This is a genomic window from Telluria sp. PB2R4 (assembly GCF_059685695.1).
This window is the reverse complement of record NZ_JCASIC010000009.1, coordinates 14,339-38,726: the sequence shown is the minus strand read 5'-3', so window position 1 is coordinate 38,726 and position 24,388 is coordinate 14,339. Positions and strand designations below refer to the sequence as shown.

Sequence of the window (24,388 nt, the reverse complement as noted above, 5' to 3'; positions counted from 1 at the left end):
TCGTGCGGAACCCAGAATGGATGAGTCCTGAATTTGCTTCGCAATCCGGGGCAGATCACGAATAACAAAAGGAACACGCGGCGGGCTCGCCCGCTAACCAACGTCGAGGAAATCATCTTGAAAACCTTCCATTTGGCAGCCAACCAAACCTCCTTTCCAACCCCGAGGCGCCTGCTGTCCGCAGCGGCGCTGGTGCTGTGCGCGGCAACCCTGGCCGGCTGCAGCAAGGATGAAGCACCCAAGGAGTCGAAGCCGGGCCAGGCCCTGGCCAGCGTCAACGGCGAAGAAATTACCGTGCTGCAGCTGAACGAAGAACTGCAACGCCTGGGTGTCGGGGCGCAGCAGCAGCAGGTGGCCGGCAAGCAGGTGCTGCAGGCCCTGATCGACCGTGAGTTGCTGGAAAGCGAGGCTGCCAAGGAAAAACTCGACCGTGATCCGAAGGTGATGCAGGCCATCGAGCGTGCGCGCTCGCTGATCATCGCCCAGGCCTACATGCAGAAGCGCATCGGCGAGCCGGTGCGCCCGACGCCGGCCGAAGTGGAAGACTATTTCAACAAGAATCCGCAGTTCTTCTCGAACCGCAAGCAGTTCGCCATGAACGAACTGATCATCGCGGCCAACGACCTGACCCCGGAAGTGCGCGCCGCCGCCGACAGCGCCAAGTCGCTGGAAGAAGTGGCCGTGTTCCTCGACGCCCGCAATATCAAGTACGGCCGCGCCCAGGTCACCCGCAGCACCGCCGACCTGAAGCCGGAGCTGTCGAGCAAGCTGCTGTCGATGCCGAAGGGGCAGCTGTTCGCGGTCAAGGAAGGCGACCGCGCGATGCTGATCTCGATTGCCGAAGTGCGCGACGCGCCGGTCACCCTGGCCATCGCCGGTCCGCAGATCGGCCAGTACCTGATGAACAAGAAGAACAAGGAGCTGGCCGCCGCCGAGATCCAGCGCCTGCGCGGCACTGCCAAGATTGCTTACCTGAATAAGGAATACGAGCCGGGCGTCGCCACGCCTAATCCGAACGCCCCGGCAGCTGCGCCGGCCTCGGGCGCGCCTGCCGGCGCGGCCGCGGTTGCAGCCGACCCGGCCGCGGTGGCAGGTGGCGCGGCCGGCGCGCCTGCCGGCGCCGCCTCGGTGGCGCCGCCTGCCGAGACCGGCGCCGCCACCGACAAGTCCGCGCTCGAACGCGGCGTTGCCGGCCTGAAGTGATCGCCTCATCGACGCTAACCAATAACAGGAATTGAAGGAGAAATCATGAAACGATTCGTCAAGTGGATGATGGCCGCCGCGCTCGTGCTGACCATGGGCGTCGCCGGCGCCGCCGAAACCGTGCTGGGAGCCGGCGACGTGGTCAAGCTGTCCGTCTACGGCAGTCCCGATCTCTCGCTCGAGACCCGGGTCAGCGACAGCGGCAACATCACCTTCCCGCTGCTGGGGCAGGTTGCAGTGGGCGGCCTGTCGGTGGCCGCGGCCGAGAAGAAGATCGGCGACCTGCTGGAGAAGGGCGGCTATCTCAAGAAAGCCCAGGTCAACATGCTGGTCACCACGCTGGCCAGCCAGCAGGTGTCGGTGCTGGGCTATGTGAACCGTCCGGGCCGCTATGCCGTGGAGGGGCGCCGCAAGGTGCTCGACCTGCTGGCGATGGCGGGCGGCATCCATGGCGAGGGCGGCGACATCATCAACCTGGTGCGCACCCGCGACGGCAACACCACGCGCGAGACCATCGACGTGGTCGCGATGGTCCGCAATGGCGAGCTGAACAAGGATTATGAAGTGGCCGGCGGCGACATCATCTATGTCGAGCGCGCCCCCCGTGCCTACGTGACCGGCGAAGTGCAACGCCCGGGTCCGTTCCGCCTCGAACGCGGCATGACCGTGCAGCAGGCCGTGTCGGCCGGCGGCGGCCTGAACATGCGTGGCAGCAATAAGGGCATGAAAGTGACCCGTAAGGACGCCAGCGGCAATCCGGTGACGATTGAGGTCAAGGCGCACGATCCGGTCCAAGTGGACGATGTCATTACCGTCAAGGAGTCGTGGTTCTAACGGTCTCGGCTTGTACGTAGGGTGGGCGGGTTCTCCCGCCCACGCGGTGATAGTTAGATGAAGAATAGCTCCGCAGGTTGCAGTACCGTGATTTGAACGCGTGGGCGTCTGTAATTCCGGGCACTGCCCGAAATTACCCCGCCCACGCTACGGAATCTCTTGTAGAGCGTTTTATAGACTCACCCGTTTTGTCCACCCGCTGTCAAAGGCATCTGATGCAAAGGTAAGGCCATGAACGTTCATCAATTCCTGCTCATCCTTCTTGCCAGGAAGAAGATCATCCTGGGAACCCTGCTGGTCACGGTCCTGCTCGCGCTGGGCTGGAGCCTAATGCAGCAGAAGACCTACAAGGCCACCGCATCCGTGCTCCTGAACTACAAGGGGGTGGACCCGGTGAGCGGGCTGACCATGCCGGGCAACCTGATGCCGGGCTATATGGCGACCCAGATGGACATCATCACCAGCAAGAACGTGGCGCTGCGGGTGGTTGACTCGCTGCGCCTCGCATCGAGCCCGGCCGTGCAGAACCAGTGGCGCGAGGCCAGCGAGGGCAAGGGCACGGCGCGCGACTGGCTGGCCGACCTGCTGCTCAAGAAGCTCGAAATCATGCCCTCGCGCGAATCGAGCGTGGTCGAGATCAGCTTCAAGGGCGCCGACCCGGCCTTTGCCGCCGCGGTCGCCAACGCCTTCGCCGACGAATACCAGAAGATCAGCGTCCAGCTCAAGACCGAGCCGGCCAAGAAAGCGTCGTCCTATTTCAACGAACAGACCAAGCAGCTGCGCGACAACCTGGAAGCCGCGCAGGCGCGCCTGTCCAAGTACCAGCAGGAAAAGGGCATCGTCAGCCTCGACAACAACCGGGTCGACATCGAACTGTCGCGCCTGAACGACCTGTCGGCCCAGCTGGTCGCGGCCCAGACCCAGGCCATGGAAGCCAGCTCGCGCGAACGCATGGCCACCGGCGTGGGTTCGCCCGACGTCGCCAACAACGCCCTGGTGCAAAGCCTGCGCGTGAGCCTGGCCAGCGGTGAAGCCAAGCTGGCCGAGGCCTCCTCGCGCTACGGCCGCAATCACCCGATCTACCAGTCCGCCGCCGCCGAGGTGGGCAAGATGCGTGCAGAACTGAACGCCGCCCTGGGCAGCGTGTCGAAGAGCGTGGGCGCCAACGCCCAGGTCTACCGCCAGCGCGAAGCCGAGCTGCGCGCGGCCCTGGCCGCGCAGAAGACCCGTGTGCTCGAACTGAACCGTACCCGTGACGAGCTCGGCGTGATGCTGAAAGACCTCGACAGCGCCCAGCGCGCTTTCGATGCCGCCAGCGGCCGCTTCTCGCAGACCCGCATCGAGGCCCAGTCCGAACAGTCCGACATTTCGATCCTGAACCCGGCGGTGCCGCCGACCGATCCTGCGGGCCCGCGCGTGCTGCTCAATACCCTGGTCTCGATCCTGCTGGGCACCATCCTCGGCGTCGGCCTGGCCCTGCTGCTCGAACTGATCAACCGTCCGGTGCGTTCGACCGGCGACGTCAAGGACATGCTGGGCATTCCGGTGCTCGGCACCATCGAGTGGCGCATGAAGCGCTCGCGCACCGCCGGCATCCGTGCGCTGATGACACCGCGCCGCCTGCTGCGGCTGAACTGAAGCAGCCATGCGCGCCCATGAGGCGCGCATGGCGCCAGCGCAATTCTAAAAAAATAGGACACGACCATGAATTCATCCGTGCTATCCGCATTGCCTACCGGCGCACCACACGACGGCGCATACCATAGTGGCGCCTTACATACTGGTCCTAACGCCGATTCGAGCATGGGCGCCTTGCTGCTCGATGCCGGCAAGCTCACGCCCGAGAATGCCGAGCGGGTGCTGCGCATGCAGAAAGACCTCGGGATCCGTTTCGGCGAAGCTGCCGTGCGCCTGGGGCTGGTCAGCGAGGACGACATCCAGCAGGTGTTGGCGCGCCAGTTCTCCTATCCGTATCTACAGAAAGGCCAGGCCAACCTGTCGCCCAAGCTGGTGGCCGCCTACGATCCGTTCTCGCCCCAGGTCGAGGCGCTGCGGGCGATCCGCAGCCAGCTGATGCTGCGCTGGTTCGCCCGCGGCCGGCGCGCGCTGGCGATCGCCGGCGTCACCCCGGAAGACGGCTCCAGCCTGTTCGCGGCCAACCTGGCGGTGGTGTTCTCCCAGCTGGGCGAGCAGACCCTGCTGGTGGATGCCAATTTGCGCAGCCCGCGCCAGCAAGAAATGTTCGGCGTCAAGCCGCGCCAGGGCCTGTCCGACCTGCTGGCAGGCCGTGCCGACCTCGACGTCATTACCCGGGTTCCGGCATTTGTCGACCTGTCCCTGATGCCGGCCGGCACCCTGCCGCCCAACCCGCAGGAGCTGCTGGCGCGCGAAGGTTTCCGCAATCTGAATACCCAGCTGGAGAGCCGCTACGACGTGGTGCTGTACGACCTGCCGCCGTTTGCCAGCGGGGCCGACGCGCTGGCGGTGGCCGGCCGGGCCGGCGGCGTGCTGCTGGTGGCCTGCAAGCACCGCACCCGCATCGCCAGCATCAGCCGCATGGCCGAGCAGATGGCCGAATCCGGCGCCGAAGTGGTCGGCTCGGTGGTGGTGGAGTTCTGAGATGGCGACGGCGGCACGAGATCACGCAACGGCGCAGACGGCGGCAGGCATGCCGCCCGAAGCACCCCCGGCCCCGACCATCGCAGGCACGCTAGCCGCGCTACGCGCTTCGCTGCCTGAATGGTGGCCGGTCTATGCCGGCCTGGCGATCCTGTTCGGCCCCAGTTTCTACAGCCTGTTCACCGGCGCCTGGATCGGCGAAGAGCAGGGACACGGACCGATCATCTTCTTCCTGGCCTTGTGGCTGATCTGGCGCAAGTGGCCTGAGGTGACGGCCGCAGTCGGCCCGACGCCAATCGGCAGCTGGACCGGCTGGCCGGTGCTGGCCGCCGGCCTGCTGTTCCACCTGCTGGGGCGCTCGCAAAAGATCCTGATGTTCGAAGTCGCCTCGATCGTGGTGGTGATGGCGGCGCTGGTGCTGCTCAAGTTCGGCAGCCGCGCACTGCGCGTGCTGTGGTTCCCGTTCTTCTTCATGCTGTTCCTGATCCCGCTGCCGAGCGAGCTGGTGGCAGCGGTGACGATGCCGATGAAGATGGCGGTGTCCTGGGTGACCGAGCACATCCTGTTCGCGCTCGGCTATCCGATCTCGCGCTCGGGCGTGGTGCTGCAGATGGGCCAGTACCAGCTGCTGGTGGCCGATGCCTGCGCCGGCCTGCAGACCCTGCTGACCCTGGAAGCGCTCGGCCTGTTCTACCTGAACCTGATGCGCCACCCCTCGGCCTTCCGCAACATCACGCTGGCGATCCTGATCATCCCGATCTCGTTCACCGCCAACGTGATCCGCGTGATCGCGCTCACCCTCATCACCTATTACTTCGGCGATGCCGCCGGCCAGGGTTTCCTGCACGGCTTCGCCGGCATGGTGCTGTTCGTTACCGCGCTGCTGCTGATCCTGGCGGTCGACAACGGCCTGCAATGGTGGATCAAGCGTGGCCAGGGCGGCAGCAGCGGCCCCGGTCCCGGCGCCGGCGGCGGCCGCATGCCACGATCCCTGAAGGAGGCAACATGAACCGACGTCTCGCCGTCAGCCTGGCGCTGGGCCTGGCCATGGCCGGCACCTCGGCACTGACCGGGGCGCTCACGCCCAAGCCGCGGGTGCTGCAGGCCCACGAACAGTTCAGCCTGGACCAGATGATCCCGCAGCGCTTCGGCGACTGGCGCATCGATCCCTCGGTGGTGCCGCTCGCCCCCGACCCCGAGCAGCAGAGCGTGCTGGAAAAGATCTACGACCAGACCCTGTCGCGCACCTACATCAATGGGGCGGGGGAGCGCGTGATGCTGTCGATCGCCTACGGCGGCGACCAGAGCAAGGCGCTGCAGCTGCACCTGCCCGAGGTCTGCTACGTGGCGCAGGGCTTCCAGATGGTGAAGGACGACGAGGGTGCGCTGCCGACCCGCTTCGGCGAACTGCCGGTCAAGCGCCTGGTGGCGCGCCTGCACGAGCGCAACGAGCCGATCACCTACTGGATCACGATCGGCGAACACGCCTCGCGGGCCGGCATCCAGCAGAAGCTGCGCCGCCTGGCGTATGGCCTGTCGGGCGAGATCCCGGACGGCATGCTGGTGCGCGTCTCGACCATCGGGGCCAACGATGCCCAGGCTTACCGGACGCAGGACCGATTCGTCGTCGACATGCTGGGCGTAATGGCGCCGCGCGACCGCGCCCGCCTGCTGGGCGCCGGACTGGCGCCCGCGCCGCAGGCCGCTGCCGCTTCCACGACCGCTGCGGCAGGGACGGCGACGGCAGCGCCGGGCCGCGCCAACGGTTGAGACGGGGACAACCTAACGTGAAGAGCTGACAGCTGCCGATGAACTCGATTCTCCCGTACATTTATTACTCGCTGCCGTGGGCCTTCATCATCGGCCTGTCGATCGCGGCCGTCGCGGGGATCGGCATCGGCCTGGTATGGCCGCGCTTCCTGGTCTATCCCTACCTGGCGGTGTATTTCTGCATGAACTCCACCAGCTACGGCAGCATGGCGATCTTCGCCAGCCGCAGCATCTACAGCCGCGGTTCCGGCCTGCTGCTGTTCGGCCTGGTGCTGTGGTACGTACTGGGCGCCTGGGCCGTCGCCCGCGTGGCGGCGACCTTCCAGCGCTTCCCGACGCCTGCCTGCAACCTGCGCCCCTGGTTCTGGGCCTGGTTCGTGCTGCTGGTCGGCCACCTGGCCGTCGGCCTGATGAACGGCGTTACCGTGGCCGAGTCGCTGACGCCGCAGGGCTTCTCCAACATCGTCTGGATGGCGCCCTTGATCTCGCTGATGCTGCTGTCCTTCCGCACCCGCGAGCACGTGCTCGAGCTGACCCATTTCATCCTGATCGTGGGCCTGTGCCGCTCGCTGTTCGGGCTGGTGCGCTGGGCCGCCTTCGGGGGTGATCCGAACAATGTGTACGCCAACCTGAACGCGATCAAGATCCGCCTGACCTTCTTCGACATCAACGACAGCCTGGTGTGCACCATCGCGTTCGCGATCGCCGCCGTCCACCTGTTCCAGGCCGTCAAGACTGACCGCCCGAAATTCTGGCGCACCATCGAGTGGGTGACCCTGGTCTCCACCGCGCTGTGCATCCTGCTGTCCTACCGCCGCAGCGCCTGGATCGGCTTCATGCTGGCCTTCGTGGTGATCATGATGCGCTTCCCGCTCAAGCGCCGCATGAAGCTGATGACGGCCGGGCTGCCGGTGGTGGGGGCCGCGCTCGCCTATGTCGCCGTGCAGCGCCTGTCCCAGACCAAGGGAGCCGGCAGCGGCCTGTCGAGCCTGGTCTACGACATGCAGTCCAAGCGCTTCGGGCCCGAGAGCGAGCGGGTGCTGGAACTGAAGTTCGCGCTGGGCGACTTCCTGGCCAACCCGATCACCGGCATCGGCACCTGGGGCAGGTACACCGGCTACCAGTACATCTCGTGGCAGCAAAACCCGGACGGCGGCCTGTTCCTGCACAGCGGCGTGCTGCACATCGCGCTCAAGAGCGGCCTGGTGGGCACCGTCCTGATGTTCGGCACCCTGGCCGCGTTCATCCTGTTCGCGCGCCGTGCGCTCAAGTCCTTGCCGCCGGAACTGCTCGGACTGGCCACGGCCGGAGTGGCCGGGCTGGCCTTCATGATTCCCGACTTCCTGATCGGCACCCCGTTCCCGCAGGTGCGCACCAGCCAGATGCTGGCCATCTGCCTGGCCCTGCCTTACCTGGCGGTCGCGGTCGCGAAAGCGGCGCCGGCAGCGCAGCGCGGACTGCATCCGGCGGTGAAACCCTTCACCCCGCCGCGTCGTTACCTGGTGCCCGCGTGATGAACCTGCGGCTCGTGCGCAACGCCTGGTCGAACCTGCTCGGCGCGGCCATCCCCGCGCTGGTCATGCTCGGCACCGTGCCGTTGGTGGTCAAGGGGCTGGGCGAGGCCGGCTACGGCCTGTACTCGCTGGTCACCGCCATCGTCGGCTATTTTGCGGTGATCGACATCAACGTCACGGCTGGCTCGGTCAAGTACATCGCCGAGCACAATGCACGCAAGGACGACGAGCGCATCCACGAGACGGTGTCGTTCGGCCTGGCCACCTACACCGGCATCGGCCTGCTGGGCGCGCTCGGCCTGTTCTTCAGCGCCGCCTGGCTGGTAAGCGACGTGTTCGCGGTGCCGCAACGGCTGGTGCCGGAAGCCATCGCCACGCTGCAGCTGGCCTCGCTCGGCTTCCTGGCCGGGCAGCTGCAAAGCTACCTGAACAGCGTGCCGCAGTCGCTGATGCGCTACGACATCTCGGCGCGCCTGGAAATGGTGTTCGGCACCATCGTGCCCTTGAGTACCGTTGGGGTGCTGCTGCTCGGCCATGGCCTGTTCGAAGTGATCCTGCTGCGGGTGGTGGCCTCCACCATCCACTGCGCGATCCTGTGGGGCGCGATCCGGCGCCTGCTGCCCGGCATGCGCTGGCGCTGGCCGGGAGCACAGTTCCGCAATGCGCTGCTCGGCTTCTCGGCCTATTCCTTCCTGTCGCGCTTTGCCACCTTGTCGTATGCCCATGCCGACAAGCTGATCATCGGCGCCCTGGTCGGCGTCACCGGGCTGGCCTATTTCACGGTGGCGGCGACGCTCGCCAACCGCGTGCTGAGCCTGACCTTTCGTCTCTCTGGCGTGTTCTTCCCGGCCGCCAGCGCGCTGGCGGCGAGCGGCGAGTACGCGCGCCTCGACCGCGTCTACCTGAAGGCGACCCGCTACGTGGTGTTCCTGAATGCGGCCATCCTGGTGCTGGTGGCGGTATTCGCTCACCAGATCCTCGGCTACTGGATGAACGATGCCTTTGCGCGCAACGGGGCGCTGGTGCTGGCCGTGATGGCGCTGTCGCAGTTCGTCGATTCGCTGACCAGCCTGCCGTCGCTGGTGAACGACGGCATGGGCCACCCGCGCGTGTCCGGGCTGTTCGCCGTCACCCGCGCCCTGGCCGGCCTGGCCATCGTGTACGCCGGCGTGGCGGGGTGGGGCATCGAGGGCGCGGCCTGGGGCCACCTGGTGGCGTCGCTGGTGTTCACGGGCGTGTTCCTGGTCTACGTCCATGGACGTACGGTGCCGACCACGCTCGCCGACCTGCTGGGCCAGGGCTATGCGCCGGGCTTGGTCGGGGTGGCGCTGGTGGCGGTGGCGGCGACCGCGGCCGAACAGCTGTTCGACCGCGGCGCCTGGGATTTCCTGTTCATTCTGGGCGTGACCGTGCTGCTGCTGGGCGTGCACGGCGCGCTGTTCGTCGTCGAACGCGACGACCGGCTGCTGGCGTGGTCGCGCCTGAAGGCTGGCTGGTCGCGCTTGCAGGCGAAGGGAGCGTAGATTTTGCGGATACTGATGGTGTCGGAAGATTTGCCGGGCGCCCAGCTCGGCGGCCTGGCCAAGCATGTCGTCACGCTGTCGAATGCCCTGCTCGAAGAGGGACACGACGTGGACATCATGGGCCGTTCGGACCGGGCCCATGCCCGCAGCGCCGAGGAGATCGGTTTCCAGGGGCGCTTCATCCCCGGCTTCGATTTCCGCCGGGTCGGCTGGAAGGAAGCCCAGCTCGGCTTCTTCAACCCGGCCAAGCGGCCCTGGTTCGCCGCCCGGGTGGCGCGCGCCCTGTCGGAGCATGCGCGCACGGCCGGCAACTACGACGTGGTGCACTACCACGGGCACCTGCCGATGACCGGGCTGTACGTCGACCCCGCGCTGAACTTCGTCCAGACCCGCCACGACCAGGGCAGCGAGTGCGTGACCCACCTGCGCTTCAAGGGCAATGCCGTGTGCACCGAGACCTCCAGCCGCGCCTGCGCCGGCTGCGCGCATGGGGCGCCAGGCCCGGTGCGCACCCTGCTGTCGGGGCACGCGGTGGCGCGCTACCGCAGCGAGACCGAGCGTGCGTTCGCGCGCCACAAGACCATCTTCGTGTCGGACTTCCTGCGCCGCCAGTTCCTGCGTACCCTGCCGGAGGCCGACCTGTCGCGCTCGCGCGTGATCCATAACTTCATCAACTACCGCAAGCTGGCGCGCCAGGCCGCCGCCAGCGCCGCCCCGCAGCCGGGCCAGGTGCTGCTGGCCGGGCGCATCGATACCGGCAAGGGCTTCGCCGAATTCCTGGCCGCCGCGCGCGGGCGCCTGCCGGCGCAAGCGCAGCTGCTGGTGGTCGGCGACGGTCCGCTGCGCGCAGGACTCGAAGCGGAACATGCCAACGAGGGTGTGCGCTTCCTCGGCTGGCAGCCGAACCCGGACGTGGTGGCCCTGACCGCCACCAGCCATGTGTGCGTGGTGCCGTCGGTGTGGGAAGAACCCTGCGGCACCACCATTCTCGAAGCGCTGGCGCTGGGCCGACCCTGCCTGGCGCTGGCGCGCGGCGGCAATCCCGAACTCGCCGTATACGAGTCCTATCCCGGCCAGCTGCGCCTGGCGACGACGATGGAGGAGCTGGTCACGCTCCTGCTCGACGAACTGGGGCGGCCGGCGCGGGCACGGCCCTTGCCGTCCAGCGCCGGGATGGACGTTTTCCAGGCCCTCCCCAAGATCGTGGACTTCTATGCAAAATAACTCGCCGAACCAATCCGCCCAGCGGTCGTCTAACAAGCCGACCTTTACCATTGTCACCTGCACCTGGAACAGCGCCGCGACGCTGGGCGACACCCTGGCCTCGGTCCAGGCCCAGACCTGCCAGGACTACGAACACATCTTCGTGGATGGTGGTTCCACCGACGGAACCCTCGACATGATCGCGGCCTACCTGAGCGACAGGCCGGGCAACAAGCGGGTGCTGCGCGATGTCGGCGGCGGCATCAGCCGCGCCATGAACCAGGGCATCGACGCGGCCAGCGGCGAGATCGTCGCCCACCTCCATTCGGACGACTACTACAACGGGCCGGACGTGCTCGCCACCGTGAAGCGCGCCTTCGACACTGCGCAGGCGGCGGGGCAGCCGGTGGATTGGGTCTATGGCAATATCCAGATCCTGAAGGATGGCAAGATGGTGCCGCCTTACGCGATGCCGGCATTCTCTTATCGCTCGTTCGTGGCCGGCCGCAGCTCGATTCCGCATCCGGCGGTGTTCATCCGCAAGACGGCCTTCGAGCGCGTCGGCGCCTTCGACGAAAAGCTCAAGTACGCGATGGACATCGACCTGTGGCTGCGCCTGGGGGCGGAAGCGCGCCCGGCGATGATCGACCAGCCCCTGACCGTGTTCCGCGACCATGCGGGCAGCGTGTCCTCGGCCAACCGGCTCAAGGCACGCCAGGAAGAATTCAATGTGCGGCGCCGCCACATGGACAAGGCGCCGCTGGCTTTCGGTATTTACTGCCTGCGTTACTTGAAACGGGTGCGCGAATTGCAGGCCGAGGCACGCGCAGTGGCCGTGTAGAGCGTCTAACAATTCCCCCGATGGCTGCGTTGCATCGTCTTGCCGTACTAGCGTACTGTCTTCGTGGTCCGCCACGGCGGCGATGCGCCTTGCCCTCGGGGTTCTGCTAGACGCTGTTAATTGATAGCTTTCTGACAGCTTTGCCGATTTGTCTTTTCAGGCCACTTACGACCGTTAAAAGCCTGCAAATATTGTTCGGTAATTGTTGAAATTCTGTCGTGGTATTTCCGCAAAGCAAGCAAAAAATTCGTGATTCTTTGGGGAATTTGCCTGTGCTCAACTTACTTTGGGGTAGCATAACTCCTGCCAAGTAAGCCGCTTCTCGATAGCGCAGCAAAGTTCCCGAGCCGCCGGCCACGCCGGTTTGGCGCATGGATATCAAGATTTTTTCTCGGAGCATCCACATGCAATTTCAACGGAAGAGCCTGGTCCTCGCGGCCGCTTTCGCCTCGCTGTTCGCGAGCGTTTCGGCGCGCGCCGACTGGGTTCAGTCAACCGATCCCCTGGTCGTGCAGGCCAAGCCTGAAATGAACCAGGTGCAGGCGCAGAACCCGCCCGGCTTCACCTGGGCCCGCCACGCTACCGGTCCGGCCAGCTACGAAGTCGAGATCACCCCGGTGGGCGGCACGCCGACCCGCGCCGTGGTCGAGCGCAACTGGTACCTGCCGACCAAGGCTTTCGCACTCGGCAACTACACCTGGCGCGTGCGCCCGGTGGGCAGCAACGACTGGTCGAGCCCGCGTACCTTCTCGATCACCAGCAAGGCGACCAAGTTCGAGGTGCCGGACAACGCCACCCTGCGCAACCGCATCCTGTCGAAGGCCCGGCCGCGTTCGCTGCCCGGCTCGGTCACCCCGTTCTCGACCTGGAACTATGCCAAGCGCACCACGCTCGAGCCCTACCTGAGCCGCCTCGGCAACGAAGTCAAGGCGCAAGTGACCGCGGTGCCGGCGCTGTCGGATTCGCGCTGGTCGATCGTCATCACTTCGCCGCTGACCGCCGCCATGGCCAGCCAGCAAACCGACGTGCGCCAGCGCATCAACGAAGCGACCCGCCAGATGGAAGCCGCGGCCTTGATGTACAAGCTCAAGGGTGAGACCCTGTACCTGACCGAAGCCCTGAAGCGCGGCGACGAACTGGCCGCGCTCAACCCGAGCGGCCCGACCAGCTACACCAACCAGGACCAGGCCACCCGCCAGATCGCCTGGGGCCTGGCCAAGGCCATCGACCTGCTGGGCAGCTCGCTCGATGCGACCCGCAAGGCGCGCTGGCTCGGTTCGATCAAGGTCCGCACCACCGAGATGTACAACAGCCTGGCCGGCGACAACGGCCGCCTCGACCAGTACCCGTTCGACTCGCACGGCAACACCAGTTTGATCTACATCGTGCTGATCTCGACCCTGACCCTTGGCGAGATCCCGGAGGCCGAGAAGTGGTTCGACTTCTCGTTCCGCGCCTATGCCCTGAGCCCGAACCCCTGGAGCGGCCCGGAAGGCGGCTATGCCAACGGCACCGCCTATGCGGAGTACGCGGCCGGCTACCTGCTGGCCCTGTGGGATCCGCTGACCCAGGCCAGCGGCGTGAACTTCTTCGGCAAGCCGTGGACGCTCGGCTTCCTCGACTTCGCGATGGAATTCACCCCACCCGGCGCGCGTACCCATGCCTTTGGCGACGCCTCCGAGACCAAGCCGGACGCACGCGTGTTCCGCGCCTTCGCCTCGCGCATGTGGTCGCCGCGCGCCGCCTGGTACGTGAAGAACACCACCGGCATGGAAGACGCGATGTCGCTGCTGCAGGCCGAGTACCCGCTGCCGGTGAGCTATACCACCTACCTGGAAGCACCGCAAAATTCGGCCTACTATCCGAGCATCGGCTGGGTCGCGATGCACAGCAACCTCGGTTCGACCTCGCGCACCTCGGCCTTCTTCAAGTCCAGCCCCTACGGCTCGTTCAACCACAGCCACGGCGACCAGAACGGCCTGCTGCTGTCGGCCGCCGGGCAGCCGCTCCTGATCAAGGCCGGCTGGTACGACTGGTATGGTTCGCCGTACTGGACCGACTGGTACCACCAGACCCGTTCGCAGAACGCGATCACCTTCGACGGCGGCAAGGGCCAGATGGTCACCGGCTACCGCGAGCAGCTGCAGCGCAACGGCAAGATCACCGCCTTCACCGCCCAGCCGAGCTACGACTATGCCGAAGGCGACGCCACCCCGGCGTATGGCGGCCAGCTAACCATGGCCAAGCGCCAGGTCTGGCACCTGCGTAACGCCGGCAACGCGATCCTGGTGCGCGACCGCCTGGCCAGCACCGTGGCCCGCACCTACGAGTGGAACATGCACACCCCGTCGATCATGACCGTCGAGAACGGCCAGAACGTCAAGGTGGTGGCGGGTACCCAGTCGCTGTGCGTGCGCTCGCTGAACACCAATGCCAGCTTCGCCAAGTGGATCGGCCCGGGCGCCAAGACCAACGTGGTGGAAGACCACGGCGCCTTCTACCTGAAGGCCGGTGCCAACGCCACCGCCGAGTACCTGGTGCTGCTCGACGTCGGCTGCAAGAAGCCGGCAGTGAACATCTCGACCTCGGGTTCCGTGCGCACCGTGACCGTTGGTGGCCAGACGGTGACGATCAACTAAGTATCAACCAAGCATCAACGAACAGGGCGCTGTCCCTCCCGCCTGCCGTGCTAGACTCGGCGCGCGGCACAAGTCCCCCGCGGCACGCGCCGCGGGGGATTTTTTTTATGGCAGCCGCCAGGGCGAGGAGGGTGATGAAACAGGTGTTCCTGATCTGCGCGCACAAGGACATCGACCAGCTCAATGCGTTGGTCGAGGCGCTGCGCGACCCCGATTTCACGGTCTACGTCCACCTCGACCGCAAGAGCGCGCTCGATCCCGCCGGCCTGCATCCCGCGGCCCGCCAGGTAGCGCCGCGCATCGACGTGCACTGGGGCGGCTTCTCGCAGGTCGAGGCCACACTCGGCTCGCTGCGCCAGATCCTGCGCGAGCAGCCCGACTTCGACAAGGTCGTCTTCCTGTCGGCCCAGGATTTTCCGCTGCTGCCGAATGCCCTGCTCAAGCGCGAGCTCAATCGTCTGGAAGATTATGAGCTGCTGGAGACGGCGCCGATCCGGCCCGACGGCTGGAGCGTGGAATACCGCTACCAGTTCTTCCATCGCGAAGGCGGCGGGCGCCTCGAGCGCCTGGCCTGCGGCCTGCTCAACCGTATGCTGCGCCTCGCCGGCCGGCGCCGGCGCATGCCGGACGGCTTCGTGCCGCACGGCGGCGCTTCATGGTGGGCGCTGTCGCGCGACTGTCTGGCCGAGGTGCTGCGCCTGTTCGATGCCCATCCGCGCCTGAAGCGCTTCATGCGCACCGTCCAGTGTCCGGATGAGATGCTGTTCCAGACCCTGGTGATGCATTCGCGCTTCGCCGGGCGCGTACTGTCCGATAATTACCGCTACGTGCAATGGCCGGAACAGGGCGCGCGCAACCCCAAGGTGCTCGACGCCGACGATTTCGAACGCATCCGCGCCTCGCATGCCCACTTCTGCAGAAAGCTCGACAGCCAGGCCAGCGCCGGGCTGCTGCCGCAACTGCAGCGGTGGAAGGACAGCCGGGCTGCCTGAATGTCCGGGTGAATCGCGGCGGCGTGTGCCGGATGTGTTCCAGCGCACACATGCACGGATTCCCGAAACGTGCGCCCGTGTTGCCGCGCTAGAATCGGCTGGTCCGACCCATCGATACCCACCGCATGCGCAAACCCCTGTCCATTGCCTTCATCGTCCGCGACCCCCTGCCGCCCATGCGGGCCGATGTGCTGACCCTGTTCGGCGCCGAGATGCCGCGCTACGGGGTGCACACCGACCTGGTGGGGCAGTCCGGCAGCGACGCAGCGGCCGGGGCGCCGTGGCCGGCAGGCGGCATGCATGCGGTCGGCAGCCTGAAGTCGCGTTTCGCCGCGATCATGTCGCCGGTCTGGGACCTGCGTGGCCTGTTGCGGGTGCGGCGCGGCAGGCGCCCGGACTGCATCCAGGTGCGCGACAAGATCGCCTCCGGCCTGCTGGGGCGCCTGGCCGCCTGGGTGCTGCGGGTTCCCTTCATCTACTGGATGTCGTTCCCGATCGTGGAGGGCTTCGAGGTGCGGCGCGACGAGATCGGCAGCCGCAAGAAAGACCTGAAGTGGCTGGCGCATGCCGTCAGGGCCGCCGCCTCGCGCTTCGTCATCTACCGCCTGGTACTGCCGGGCGCGCGCCACATCTTCGTGCAGAGCGAAGCCATGGCCGCCTGGCTGGCGGCGCAGGGCTTCGAGCGGTCGCGCATGACCGCAGTGCCGATGGGCGTCGACGCCGCGCTGTTCGACCGCAATAGGGTAGCGCCCGTCGACGACCCGCGCCTGGACGGCCGCCGCGTCATTCTCTACCTGGGGCGCATCGCCCAGGCGCGCCGCTCGGACTTCCTGCTCGATGTGGCCGAAGAACTCAAGAAAGACACTCCCGACCTGCTGCTGGTGATCGCCGGCGACGCCGCCTCGAACGACGAAATGGCCTGGATGCGCGCCGAGATCGCGCGCCGCGGGCTACAAGAACATGTGCTGCTGACCGGCTGGCTGCCCCAGCACACGGCGCTCGGCTACGCGGTGCGGGCCGAGGTCGGCCTGTCGCCGATCCCGCGCGGCACCCTGTTCGACGTGTCTTCGCCGACCAAGCTGGTCGAGTACCTGGCGCTGGGCATTCCCAGCGTCGCCAACGACATCCCGGACCAGCAGCTGGTCATCGACGAGAGCAAGGCAGGGCTGTGCGCACCGATGGAGGCGGCGCCGTTCGCGCAAGCCGTGCGGCGCCTGCTGCAGGACAAGGCGCTGGGCGCCGAGTTCGCGAAACGTGGCCCAGCGTACGTAAGCAGCCACCGTACCTATGCTATTCTGGGTCGAATAGTTGCAGAAACGTACACACAAATCCTGCCGCGACGGAGTTGAAACGACAAGTTTCGTGTCCGTCGTGCATCGTAGCGTGCGCTTCCCAAAGTAAATATCGATGTACCATCCAAAAAAATTTCTATTTTGCAAACATTTTGGAGAAGGGCGAATGGCATGAACCGGGCATCGGCTCCAGCAGCGCCAGCGGCGGCCCATGTGTCACCGCGTGTGCTCATGCTGGGAACCGAGCCTGGCGGACGCGGCGGTGTCGCCACCGTGGTCTCGCTGCTGCAGCAAAACGGCTTGTTCGAGCGCGAAGGCGTCTGCTATGTGCCGACGCATGCCGAGGGCAGCCGCATCGCCAAGGTCGGCGCCGCCCTCAAGGGCCTGCTGCGCACCCTGGCCTGCCTGGCGCGCCGTCCGGAGATCGTGCATGCGCACGCGGCCTCGAACGGCAGTTTCGTGCGCAAGTCGGTGCTGCTGGCCCTGGCCCGTGCCAGTGGCTGCAAGACCGTGTTCCACCTGCACGGCGCCTGTTTCGACAGTTTTATCGAACGCTCGAGCCCGGTCATGCGGCGCTGGATCCGCCACACGCTGGAATCGAGCTCCACGGTCATCGCGCTGTCCACCCGCTGGGCCGCTTACCTGAACGGGTTCGCGCCGCGCGCCCGGGTGGTGGTGATCCCGAACTCGGTGCCTTTGCCGCAGCTCGGCCCGGAGCGGGCCGAACCCGGCCGCATCCTGTTCCTCGGCCAGGTCGAGCCGCGCAAGGGTATCTATGAATTAGTGGAAGCGCTGGCCCTCTTGTCCTCGCGCTTCCCGCAGGCCCGCCTGGCGATCGGCGGGCAGGGCGAGCTGGCGGGGGTAATGCGCCGCGCCGAACAACTGGGCGTGGCCGACCGGCTGGAGGAGCTGGGCTGGGTCACCGCCGGGCGCAAGGGCGAAGAACTGGCGCGCGCCGCCATCTTCTGCCTGCCCTCGCATGCGGAAGGCTTGCCGATGGCGCTGCTGGAAGCGATGGCCGCCGGCAAGGCCGTGGTCAGCACCGGCGTCGGCGGCATCCCGGATGCGCTGCGCGACGGCGACAACGGCCTGATGGTCGAGCCCGGCAACGTGGAAGCCTTGGCGGGAGCGCTCGGCAAGCTGCTCGACGACGAGGACGAGCGCCGGCGACTGGGCGGGCGGGCGCGCGCCACCATCGAACAGGAATTCGAGTCCGGCGTCGTGATCGGACAAATATCAGCGGTGTACCAGCAACTGCGGCAACTGCGCGAATCACATCGCTGACCGCAGGCTGTAACAACATCGCGACCACCACAGCGGGGAAGAGAGATGAACGCAACAGTAAGGATAGGTTGGCTGGTGAATCGGCTGCGCTGCATGTCGGTCGCCGAGGTGGGTTACCGTGTCCGTCAGGCGGCCGCCACCCGGATGGCCCGGCGCATGGCCGGCCGCACCGCGCCCACACCGCTGCCGCGCGCCCGCACGCTGGCCGTGCACGGCGCCCCCGCGCTCGACGCCGCTGAAATCGAAGCGCTCCTGCTCGATGCCGACCGCATCTGCGCCGGTCATGTCGTGCTGTTCGCCGAACGCCGCTTCGACGTCGGCGTGCCCGCCGCCTGGAACCGCGACCCCGAAACCGGCGTCACCGGACCGTCCGTCTATGCCGGCGACATCGCCATCACCAACCGCGAGCTGGTCGGCGACATCAAGCACGTGTGGGAGCTGAACCGCCACCTGCATCTGGTGCGCCTGGCCCAGGCCTGGGTGCTGAGCCGCGAAGTGCGCTGGCTGCACGCGCTCGAACAGCAGTTGCGCAGCTGGCTCGCGCAGTGCCCGCCGCTGACCGGTCCCAACTGGACCAGCTCGCTGGAGCTGGGCATCCGCCTGATCAACTGGAGCCTGGTGTGGCAGCTGGTGGGCGGTGAGAAGAGCGAGCTGTTCGCCGGCGAATCCGGCCAGAAGCTGCGCGCCGACTGGCTGGGCAGCATCCATGCGCATTGCCGCACCATCGCGCGCCACCTGTCGCGCCATTCCTCGGCCAACAACCACCTGATCGGCGAACTGGCCGGCCTGTACGTGGGCGCCAGCACCTGGCCGTGCTGGAAAGAGTCGAGCGACTGGCTGCAACAGGCGCGCCGCGAACTCGAGCACGAAGCGGTGCTGCAATTCTCGCGCGACGGCGTCAACCGCGAACAGGCCTTCGCCTACCACATCTTCTCGAGTGAATTCCTGTTCGTCGCCGGCCTGGTGGGCCAGGCCTGCGGCCAGCCCTTCCCGCGCCCCTACTGGGCCTCGCTGCAGCGCGCCATGCGCTTCCTGCGCTCGGTGCGCGACGTTGGCGGCAATGTGCCGGCGGTGGGCGACGCCGATGACGGCTGCGTGTTCCGCCTCGATGCCTCGGGCATGGACCGCGCCGCCCAGCTGCTGGCGCTGGGCGACACAGTGTTCGGTGCGGCTGCGGGCAAATTCGACGACACCCATCCCGGCGTGCGCTGGCTGCTGCACGCGCTGCCCGGCTCGCGCCCGGACTGCGATCCGCACGAGGTCGATACCGGATGGGCCTTCCCGGACGGCGGCTACCTCCTGTTCGGCAACCATTTCGGCGAGCACCAGGAAATCAAGGGCATGCTCGACTGCGGTCCGCTCGGTTACCTCGGCATCGCCGCCCACGGCCATGCCGACGCGCTCGCCCTGTGCCTGTCGGTGGCGGGCGAGGAATGCCTGATCGATCCCGGCACCTACTCCTACTGGCAGGAGCAGAAGTGGCGCGACTATTTCCGCGGCACCTCGGCCCACAACACCGTGCGCATCGACGGACTCGATCAATCCGTCAGTGGCGGACGCTTCATGTGGCTGCGCAAGGCGCTGGCGCGCATCGAACGCATGCCCAGCAGTCCCAACGACTTCGACTTCCGCGGCTCGCACGACGGCTACACCCGCCTGTCCGACCCGGTGCGCCACATGCGCAGCGTGCGCTTCGACGGCGCCAGCAACACCCTGGTCGTGCGCGACGAAGTGTCGGCGCGCAAGCAGCACAAGGTCGAGCTGTTCTGGCACTTCGCGCCGGAGCTCGACGTACGCCTGACCAGCCATGGCTTGTCGGTGCGCGGCAAGCGTTTCGTGCTGCAGATGCAGGCCAGCGGCGCCGATCTGCAGCTCGAACTGGTACGCGGCGCCGAGAACCCGCCGCTGGGCTGGTGCTCGCGCACCTATGAAGCCAAGCGCCCCTGCGAGGTGCTTCGTATCACGACGGTATCGTCCGCCGTCCCTGTCGAATGCAGGTTTACAATAACGTTCCTGCATTGACAAAATGTTATCGATAGGAAAGTTCCAATGCTGACAGATCGCGTTGCTGGTGTCCACAACCCCGGCGCAAAGGAAGACGCATGAACGAACGGATCACCCTGATGGGCTGCCAGGTCGATAACCTGACGATGGAAGAAACGCTGGGAAAGGTCGAGGGCTTCATCCAGACCGGCTTGCCCCACCAGCACGTGGTGGTCAACGTGGACAAGCTGGTCAAGGCCAGCCGCGACCCGGAACTGCGGCAGATCATCAACGACTGCGCCCTGGTCAACGTCGACGGCATGCCGGTGGTGTGGGCCTCGCGCCTGCTCGGCAAGCCGCTCAAGGAACGCGTCGCCGGGGTCGACCTGTTCGAAGCGCTGATGCGGCGCGCCGGCGAGAAGGGCTGGCGCGTGTTCCTGCTCGGCGCGCGCGAAGAAGTCGTCAGCAAGGTGGCCGAGACCTATACCCGCAAGTACCCGGCGCTCAGCTTGGCCGGCTACCGCAACGGTTACTGGAAAGGCGAGGAGGAGGAGCGGGCTGTGGCCGAGCAGATCCGCGCGAGCCGGGCCGACCTGCTGTTCGTGGCGATCAGCTCGCCCAAGAAAGAACAGTTCCTCGGCAAATACCAGGCCCATATGCGGATCCCCTTCGCGATGGGTGTCGGCGGCACCTTCGATGTCGCGATCGGCAGGGTCAAACGGGCCCCGCTGTGGATGCAGCGCTCGGGACTCGAATGGTTTTACCGTTTCCTGCAAGAGCCACGCCGCATGTTCCGGCGCTATTTCATTGAAGACATGGCCTTTATCGGGCTGTTGTTCAAGGAGGCGCTGAAGGGCAGGCAGGCCGGGCAGGGCTGAGGGCGCTACAAGCGCCCCATAAGAATACACATGTGGAGACCGCACGCTTTCCATGCCCGTTCGCCCCTGGCGCGGGCGCGGATAGCGTGCGTGGTTACCGGCGTAGCGGTGATATGCTACACCATTGCTTGTTGCATTAATAATACATTCCACATATCACAGAGAGAGTCACAATGAAGATCCTGGTTACTGGCGGCATGGGCTATATCGGCTCGCATACCGTCGTCGAGCTGCAGAACGCGGGCCATGAAGTAGTCGTGGTGGACAACCTGTCCAACGCGGTCGCCTCGGTGCAGGACCGCGTGCAGCGCATCACGGACAAGACCTTCGTCTTCGAACAAGCCGACATCCGCGACCGCGCGGCCCTCGAGCGCATCTTCGGCGCGCACCAGGTCGACGCCGTGATCCATTTCGCCGGCCTGAAGGCGGTGGGCGAATCGGTGGCGCAGCCGCTGCGCTACTACGACAACAACGTCAACGGCAGCGTCATCCTGTTCGAGACGATGGCCAAGTTCGGCGTCAAATCCCTGGTGTTCTCGTCCTCGGCCACCGTGTACGGCGACCCGGCCTCGGTGCCGATCCGCGAAGATTTCCCCTTGCAGGCCACCAATCCCTACGGCCGCAGCAAGCTGATGATCGAAGACATCCTGCGCGACCTGGCCAAGGCCGAGCCGGACTGGCGCATCGCGCTGCTGCGCTACTTCAACCCGGTCGGCGCCCATGAGAGCGGCCTGATCGGCGAAGAGCCGAACGGCATCCCGAACAACCTCGTGCCCTACATCGCCCAGGTCGCCAATGGCCAGCGCGACAAGCTGTCGGTGTTCGGCGGCGACTACCCGACCCCGGACGGCACCGGCCTGCGCGACTACATCCACGTGGTCGACCTGTCGATCGGCCACGTGAAAACCCTGGATCGCCTGGCCAGGGAGCCAGGCCTCGTTACCTATAACCTCGGCACGGGCCGCGGCAACAGCGTGCTGGAAATGGTCCGCGCCTTCGAGGCAGCCTGCGGCCGCAAGATTGCATACCAGATCGTCGATCGCCGCCCCGGCGACGTGGCCCAGTGCTACGCCGATCCGGCCAAGGCGCGCGACGAACTGGGTTGGACTGCCGAGCGTGATGTCGCTCAAATGTGCGCCGACGTGTGGCGCTATCAAACCACTGCCAAATAATTTACTGTAAAGGACGGTCTGATGAAAGCCATGATCCTAGCTGCAGGCAAGGGCACGCGTGTGCGCCCGCTGACCTACGACCTGCCGAAACCCATGATTCCGCTGCTGGGCAAACCCGTAATGGCCTATCTTGTCGAACACCTGAAAAAGCATGGCGTGACCGAAATCATGGTCAACGTCAGCTGGCTGCATGAGAAAATCGAGGAATACTTCGGTGAAGGCGAGCAGTTCGGCGTCCAGATCGGCTACTCGTTCGAGGGCTACATCAACAACGAGGGTGAGATCGTGCCCGAACCGATCGGTTCGGCCGGCGGCATGAAGAAAATCCAGGAGTTCGGCGGCTTCTTCGACGACACCACCATCGTGCTGTGCGGCGACGCCCTGATCGACCTCGACCTCAAGGCCGCGCTGCTCGAGCACCGCCGCAAGGGCGCCATGGCCACCGTCATCACCAAGGAAGTCCCGTGGGACAAGGTTTCGTCCTATGGCGTGGTGGTTACCGACGCCAAGGGCCGCATCACCGAGTTCCAGGAAAAGCCTTCCGAGGCGGAAGCGAAATCCAACTTCATCTCGACCGGCATCTACATTTTCGAGCCGGAAGTCATCGACCTGATCCCGCCAAACGTGTCGTTCGACATCGGCTCGCAGCTGTTCCCGCTGCTGGCCGAGCGCGGCCTGCCGTTCTATGCCCAGGGCCGCCCGTTCAACTGGCTCGACATCGGCACCATGAGCGACTACTGGGAAGTGCTGCAGACCGTGCTGACCGGCGAGGTCAACCACATGGACGTGCCGGGCATCCAGATCGAGCCAGGCGTCTGGACCGGCCTGAACACCAGCATCGACTGGGAAGGCACCACCATTGAAGGCCCGGTCTACATCGGTTCCAACGTCAAGATCGAAGCGGGCGCCCGCATCGTCGGCCCGACCTGGATCGGCCACGGCAGCCACATCTGCGAAGGCGCGGAAATCGTGCGCAGCGTGTTGTTTGAATACACACGGGTGTTGCATGATGTAACATTGCATGAAATGATCGTTTTTAAAGATTACAGTGTCGACCGCAAGGGCGAGATGAAACACGCTTCCGAGTATTCTTCGCAGGAATGGCTGAACGCGCGCGATCGCCGCCGCTCGGTGCGCAAGGAAATCGATGGCGAGGCCCTGAACGCCGTCCAGAAAATCAGAGAGAAAATAACCGAGAAAGTAAGCGCATGAAAATTTACCCAGTCATCCTCTCCGGCGGCGCCGGTACCCGCCTGTGGCCGCTGTCGCGCGCCGTGCTGCCCAAGCAGCTGCTGCCCTTGGTGGCGGACAGGACCATGCTGCAGGAAACTGCACTGCGGGTGGCCGGCTGGCCGGGAGTGATGGCGCCGCTGGTCGTGTGCGGCAACGATCACCGCTTCATGGTGGCCGAACAGCTGCGCGAGATCGGTATGACCCCGCTCGGCATCCTGCTCGAGCCGGTCGGCCGCAACACCGCCCCGGCGGTGGCCGCAGCCGCGCACTACCTGAAAGCCATCGATCCGGAAGCCCTGATGCTGGTGCTGCCGGCCGACCACGTCATCGCAGACGGCGCCGCCTTCCGCGAGGCGGTCGAACGCGCCGTGACCCTGGTGGGCCAGGGCACCCTGGCCACCTTCGGCATCGTGCCGAAGACCCCGGAGACCGGCTACGGCTACATCCGCCGCGGCGAACAGGTGGCCGGTTGCGGCGACTGCTACCAGGTGGCGCGCTTCGTCGAAAAGCCGGACGCCGCCACCGCGCAAAGCTTCCTGGACGAAGGTGGTTACTACTGGAACAGCGGCATGTTCATGTTCCACGCCGAGCGCTTCCTCAAGGAACTGCAGGAGCATGCGCCGGCGATCGCCTTCGCTGCCGAACAGGCAGTGAGCACCGGCTACCGCGACCTCGACTTCTGCCGCCTGGAAGAAAAAGCCTTCTCGGACAGCCCGTCCGATTCGATCGACTATGCGGTGATGGAAAAGACCCGCGACGCCACCGTGGTGCCGGCCGATATCGGCTGGAACGACGTCGGCTCCTGGTCGGCGCTGTGGGAAGTCCAGCCGAAAGACGCCCAGGGCAATGCGCAACGCGGCGACGTCTACCTGGACGGCGTCACCAACTCGCTGGTGCGCGCGGAATCGCGCATCGTGGCCGTGGTCGGGGTGGATAACCTGGTCGTGGTCGAAACCGAGGACGCGGTGCTGGTCACCCACAAAGATCAAGTGCAGCGCGTCAAGCAGGTGGTCGACCACCTCAAGAGCAAGGCGCGCACCGAGCACCTGCACCACACGCGCGTGTACCGTCCTTGGGGCCACTACGAGGGCATCGACGCCGGCGACCGCTTCCAGGTCAAGCGCATCACGGTCAAGCCGGGCGAGAAGCTCTCGCTGCAGATGCACCATCACCGCGCCGAGCACTGGGTCGTGGTGTCGGGCACCGCACGCGTGACCTGCGGCGACAAGGTCAGCCTGCTGTCGGAAAACGAATCGACCTACATCCCGATCGGCATGAACCACCGCCTGGAAAACCCGGGCAAGCTGCCGCTGCACATCATCGAAGTGCAGTCGGGCAGCTACCTCGGCGAGGACGACATCGTCCGCTTCGAGGACATCTACCAGCGCGCCTGATGCCGGCCCTGCGG

20 protein-coding genes are annotated in these 24,388 nt (G+C 66.0%); 19 read left to right on the top strand and 1 reads right to left on the bottom strand.

All coding sequences use genetic code 11. The features are described 5' to 3' along the window. Positions 1-117 precede the first annotated feature (117 nt). The 10 genes from AC56LU_RS15660 (at position 118) to AC56LU_RS15615 (ending at position 11,507) form a co-directional block, all read left to right on the top strand. On the top strand, positions 118-1,203 hold the full coding sequence (locus AC56LU_RS15660; protein WP_497176540.1) for an EpsD family peptidyl-prolyl cis-trans isomerase: 1,086 nt from the start codon (positions 118-120) through the stop codon (positions 1,201-1,203). A 45-nt stretch (positions 1,204-1,248) separates the two neighbouring features. Further along, the gene (gene epsE, locus AC56LU_RS15655; protein WP_497176539.1) at positions 1,249-2,037 is read left to right on the top strand and encodes a polysaccharide export protein EpsE; all 789 of its coding nucleotides are present in this window, start codon (positions 1,249-1,251) and stop codon (positions 2,035-2,037) included. A 231-nt stretch (positions 2,038-2,268) separates the two neighbouring features. Next, complete coding sequence (gene epsF, locus AC56LU_RS15650; RefSeq protein WP_497176538.1) at positions 2,269-3,675, top strand: chain length determinant protein EpsF; 1,407 nt, start codon at positions 2,269-2,271, stop codon at positions 3,673-3,675. A gap of 165 nt (positions 3,676-3,840) precedes the next feature. Continuing rightward, positions 3,841-4,656, top strand: coding sequence for a chain length determinant protein tyrosine kinase EpsG (gene epsG / locus AC56LU_RS15645; protein ID WP_497176537.1), 816 nt, complete (start codon positions 3,841-3,843; stop codon positions 4,654-4,656). Between the two features lie 49 nt (positions 4,657-4,705). Continuing rightward, positions 4,706-5,665, top strand: coding sequence for an exosortase B (gene xrtB, locus AC56LU_RS15640; RefSeq protein ID WP_497176536.1), 960 nt, complete (start codon positions 4,706-4,708; stop codon positions 5,663-5,665). Then, the gene (epsI, locus tag AC56LU_RS15635) at positions 5,662-6,426 is read left to right on the top strand and encodes an exosortase-associated protein EpsI, B-type (protein ID WP_497176535.1); all 765 of its coding nucleotides are present in this window, start codon (positions 5,662-5,664) and stop codon (positions 6,424-6,426) included. The genes xrtB and epsI overlap by 4 nt, the downstream gene beginning before the upstream one ends. Before the next feature lie 38 nt (positions 6,427-6,464). After that, positions 6,465-7,940, top strand: coding sequence for an O-antigen ligase family protein (locus AC56LU_RS15630; protein ID WP_497176534.1), 1,476 nt, complete (start codon positions 6,465-6,467; stop codon positions 7,938-7,940). Continuing rightward, complete coding sequence (locus tag AC56LU_RS15625) at positions 7,940-9,463, top strand: oligosaccharide flippase family protein (protein WP_497176533.1); 1,524 nt, start codon at positions 7,940-7,942, stop codon at positions 9,461-9,463. The genes AC56LU_RS15630 and AC56LU_RS15625 overlap by 1 nt, the downstream gene beginning before the upstream one ends. Before the next feature lie 15 nt (positions 9,464-9,478). Further along, positions 9,479-10,687 (top strand): glycosyltransferase family 4 protein, encoded by a 1,209-nt coding sequence (locus AC56LU_RS15620; protein WP_497176532.1) that lies wholly within the window; start codon positions 9,479-9,481, stop codon positions 10,685-10,687. Then, positions 10,677-11,507 carry a glycosyltransferase family 2 protein gene (locus AC56LU_RS15615; protein ID WP_497176531.1) on the top strand — a complete coding sequence of 277 codons (831 nt, stop codon included), beginning with the start codon at positions 10,677-10,679 and terminating at the stop codon, positions 11,505-11,507. The genes AC56LU_RS15620 and AC56LU_RS15615 overlap by 11 nt, the downstream gene beginning before the upstream one ends. A 106-nt stretch (positions 11,508-11,613) precedes the next feature. Here AC56LU_RS15615 and AC56LU_RS15610 read toward each other — a convergent pair whose 3' ends face one another. Further along, complete coding sequence (locus AC56LU_RS15610; RefSeq protein ID WP_497176530.1) at positions 11,614-11,913, bottom strand: hypothetical protein; 300 nt, start codon at positions 11,911-11,913, stop codon at positions 11,614-11,616. Between AC56LU_RS15610 and AC56LU_RS15605 the strand changes: the two genes are divergently transcribed. From AC56LU_RS15605 to AC56LU_RS15565, 9 genes are all read left to right on the top strand, one after another. Continuing rightward, positions 11,912-14,146 (top strand): DUF4962 domain-containing protein, encoded by a 2,235-nt coding sequence (locus tag AC56LU_RS15605; protein ID WP_497176529.1) that lies wholly within the window; start codon positions 11,912-11,914, stop codon positions 14,144-14,146. The two genes, AC56LU_RS15610 and AC56LU_RS15605, sit on opposite strands and share 2 nt — an antisense overlap. A 134-nt stretch (positions 14,147-14,280) precedes the next feature. Continuing rightward, complete coding sequence (locus AC56LU_RS15600) at positions 14,281-15,138, top strand: beta-1,6-N-acetylglucosaminyltransferase (RefSeq protein WP_497176528.1); 858 nt, start codon at positions 14,281-14,283, stop codon at positions 15,136-15,138. A gap of 125 nt (positions 15,139-15,263) precedes the next feature. Continuing rightward, positions 15,264-16,487: a glycosyltransferase gene (locus AC56LU_RS15595; protein ID WP_497176527.1), complete on the top strand. Its 1,224-nt coding sequence runs from the start codon at positions 15,264-15,266 to the stop codon at positions 16,485-16,487. Positions 16,488-16,661: 174 nt separating this feature from the next. Then, positions 16,662-17,714 carry a glycosyltransferase gene (locus AC56LU_RS15590; RefSeq protein WP_497176526.1) on the top strand — a complete coding sequence of 351 codons (1,053 nt, stop codon included), beginning with the start codon at positions 16,662-16,664 and terminating at the stop codon, positions 17,712-17,714. 75 nt (positions 17,715-17,789) lie between these two features. Beyond that, complete coding sequence (locus AC56LU_RS15585) at positions 17,790-19,736, top strand: heparinase II/III family protein (protein ID WP_497176525.1); 1,947 nt, start codon at positions 17,790-17,792, stop codon at positions 19,734-19,736. Between the two features lie 80 nt (positions 19,737-19,816). Further along, complete coding sequence (locus tag AC56LU_RS15580; RefSeq protein WP_497176524.1) at positions 19,817-20,575, top strand: WecB/TagA/CpsF family glycosyltransferase; 759 nt, start codon at positions 19,817-19,819, stop codon at positions 20,573-20,575. Between the two features lie 173 nt (positions 20,576-20,748). Then, the gene (galE, locus tag AC56LU_RS15575) at positions 20,749-21,747 is read left to right on the top strand and encodes a UDP-glucose 4-epimerase GalE (protein ID WP_497176523.1); all 999 of its coding nucleotides are present in this window, start codon (positions 20,749-20,751) and stop codon (positions 21,745-21,747) included. Positions 21,748-21,768: 21 nt separating this feature from the next. After that, positions 21,769-22,959, top strand: a complete 1,191-nt coding sequence (locus AC56LU_RS15570; RefSeq protein WP_497176522.1) for a nucleotidyltransferase family protein — start codon at positions 21,769-21,771, stop codon at positions 22,957-22,959. Beyond that, entirely contained in the window at positions 22,956-24,374 is a 1,419-nt protein-coding gene (locus AC56LU_RS15565) for a mannose-1-phosphate guanylyltransferase/mannose-6-phosphate isomerase (RefSeq protein ID WP_497176521.1), read from the top strand. Before AC56LU_RS15570 ends, AC56LU_RS15565 begins: the two co-directional genes overlap by 4 nt. The last annotated feature ends 14 nt before the right edge of the window (positions 24,375-24,388 follow it).

Bases quoted from the DNA above. Each gene is read 5' to 3' on its own strand.
- AC56LU_RS15630 (WP_497176534.1), top strand. From the start codon at position 6,465: ATGAACTCGATTCTCCCGTACATTTATTACTCGCTGCCGTGGGCCTTC.
- xrtB (WP_497176536.1), top strand. From the start codon at position 4,706: ATGCCGCCCGAAGCACCCCCGGCCCCGACCATCGCAGGCACGCTAGCC.
- AC56LU_RS15570 (WP_497176522.1), top strand. From the start codon at position 21,769: ATGAAAGCCATGATCCTAGCTGCAGGCAAGGGCACGCGTGTGCGCCCG.
- AC56LU_RS15615 (WP_497176531.1), top strand. From the start codon at position 10,677: ATGCAAAATAACTCGCCGAACCAATCCGCCCAGCGGTCGTCTAACAAG.
- epsI (WP_497176535.1), top strand. From the start codon at position 5,662: ATGAACCGACGTCTCGCCGTCAGCCTGGCGCTGGGCCTGGCCATGGCC.
- AC56LU_RS15600 (WP_497176528.1), top strand. From the start codon at position 14,281: ATGAAACAGGTGTTCCTGATCTGCGCGCACAAGGACATCGACCAGCTC.
- epsG (WP_497176537.1), top strand. From the start codon at position 3,841: ATGGGCGCCTTGCTGCTCGATGCCGGCAAGCTCACGCCCGAGAATGCC.
- AC56LU_RS15580 (WP_497176524.1), top strand. From the start codon at position 19,817: ATGAACGAACGGATCACCCTGATGGGCTGCCAGGTCGATAACCTGACG.
- AC56LU_RS15620 (WP_497176532.1), top strand. From the start codon at position 9,479: ATGGTGTCGGAAGATTTGCCGGGCGCCCAGCTCGGCGGCCTGGCCAAG.
- AC56LU_RS15605 (WP_497176529.1), top strand. From the start codon at position 11,912: ATGCAATTTCAACGGAAGAGCCTGGTCCTCGCGGCCGCTTTCGCCTCG.
- AC56LU_RS15625 (WP_497176533.1), top strand. From the start codon at position 7,940: ATGAACCTGCGGCTCGTGCGCAACGCCTGGTCGAACCTGCTCGGCGCG.
- epsE (WP_497176539.1), top strand. From the start codon at position 1,249: ATGAAACGATTCGTCAAGTGGATGATGGCCGCCGCGCTCGTGCTGACC.
- AC56LU_RS15565 (WP_497176521.1), top strand. From the start codon at position 22,956: ATGAAAATTTACCCAGTCATCCTCTCCGGCGGCGCCGGTACCCGCCTG.
- galE (WP_497176523.1), top strand. From the start codon at position 20,749: ATGAAGATCCTGGTTACTGGCGGCATGGGCTATATCGGCTCGCATACC.
- AC56LU_RS15610 (WP_497176530.1), bottom strand. From the start codon at position 11,913: ATGTGGATGCTCCGAGAAAAAATCTTGATATCCATGCGCCAAACCGGC.
- AC56LU_RS15595 (WP_497176527.1), top strand. From the start codon at position 15,264: ATGCGCAAACCCCTGTCCATTGCCTTCATCGTCCGCGACCCCCTGCCG.
- AC56LU_RS15590 (WP_497176526.1), top strand. From the start codon at position 16,662: ATGCTGGGAACCGAGCCTGGCGGACGCGGCGGTGTCGCCACCGTGGTC.
- epsF (WP_497176538.1), top strand. From the start codon at position 2,269: ATGAACGTTCATCAATTCCTGCTCATCCTTCTTGCCAGGAAGAAGATC.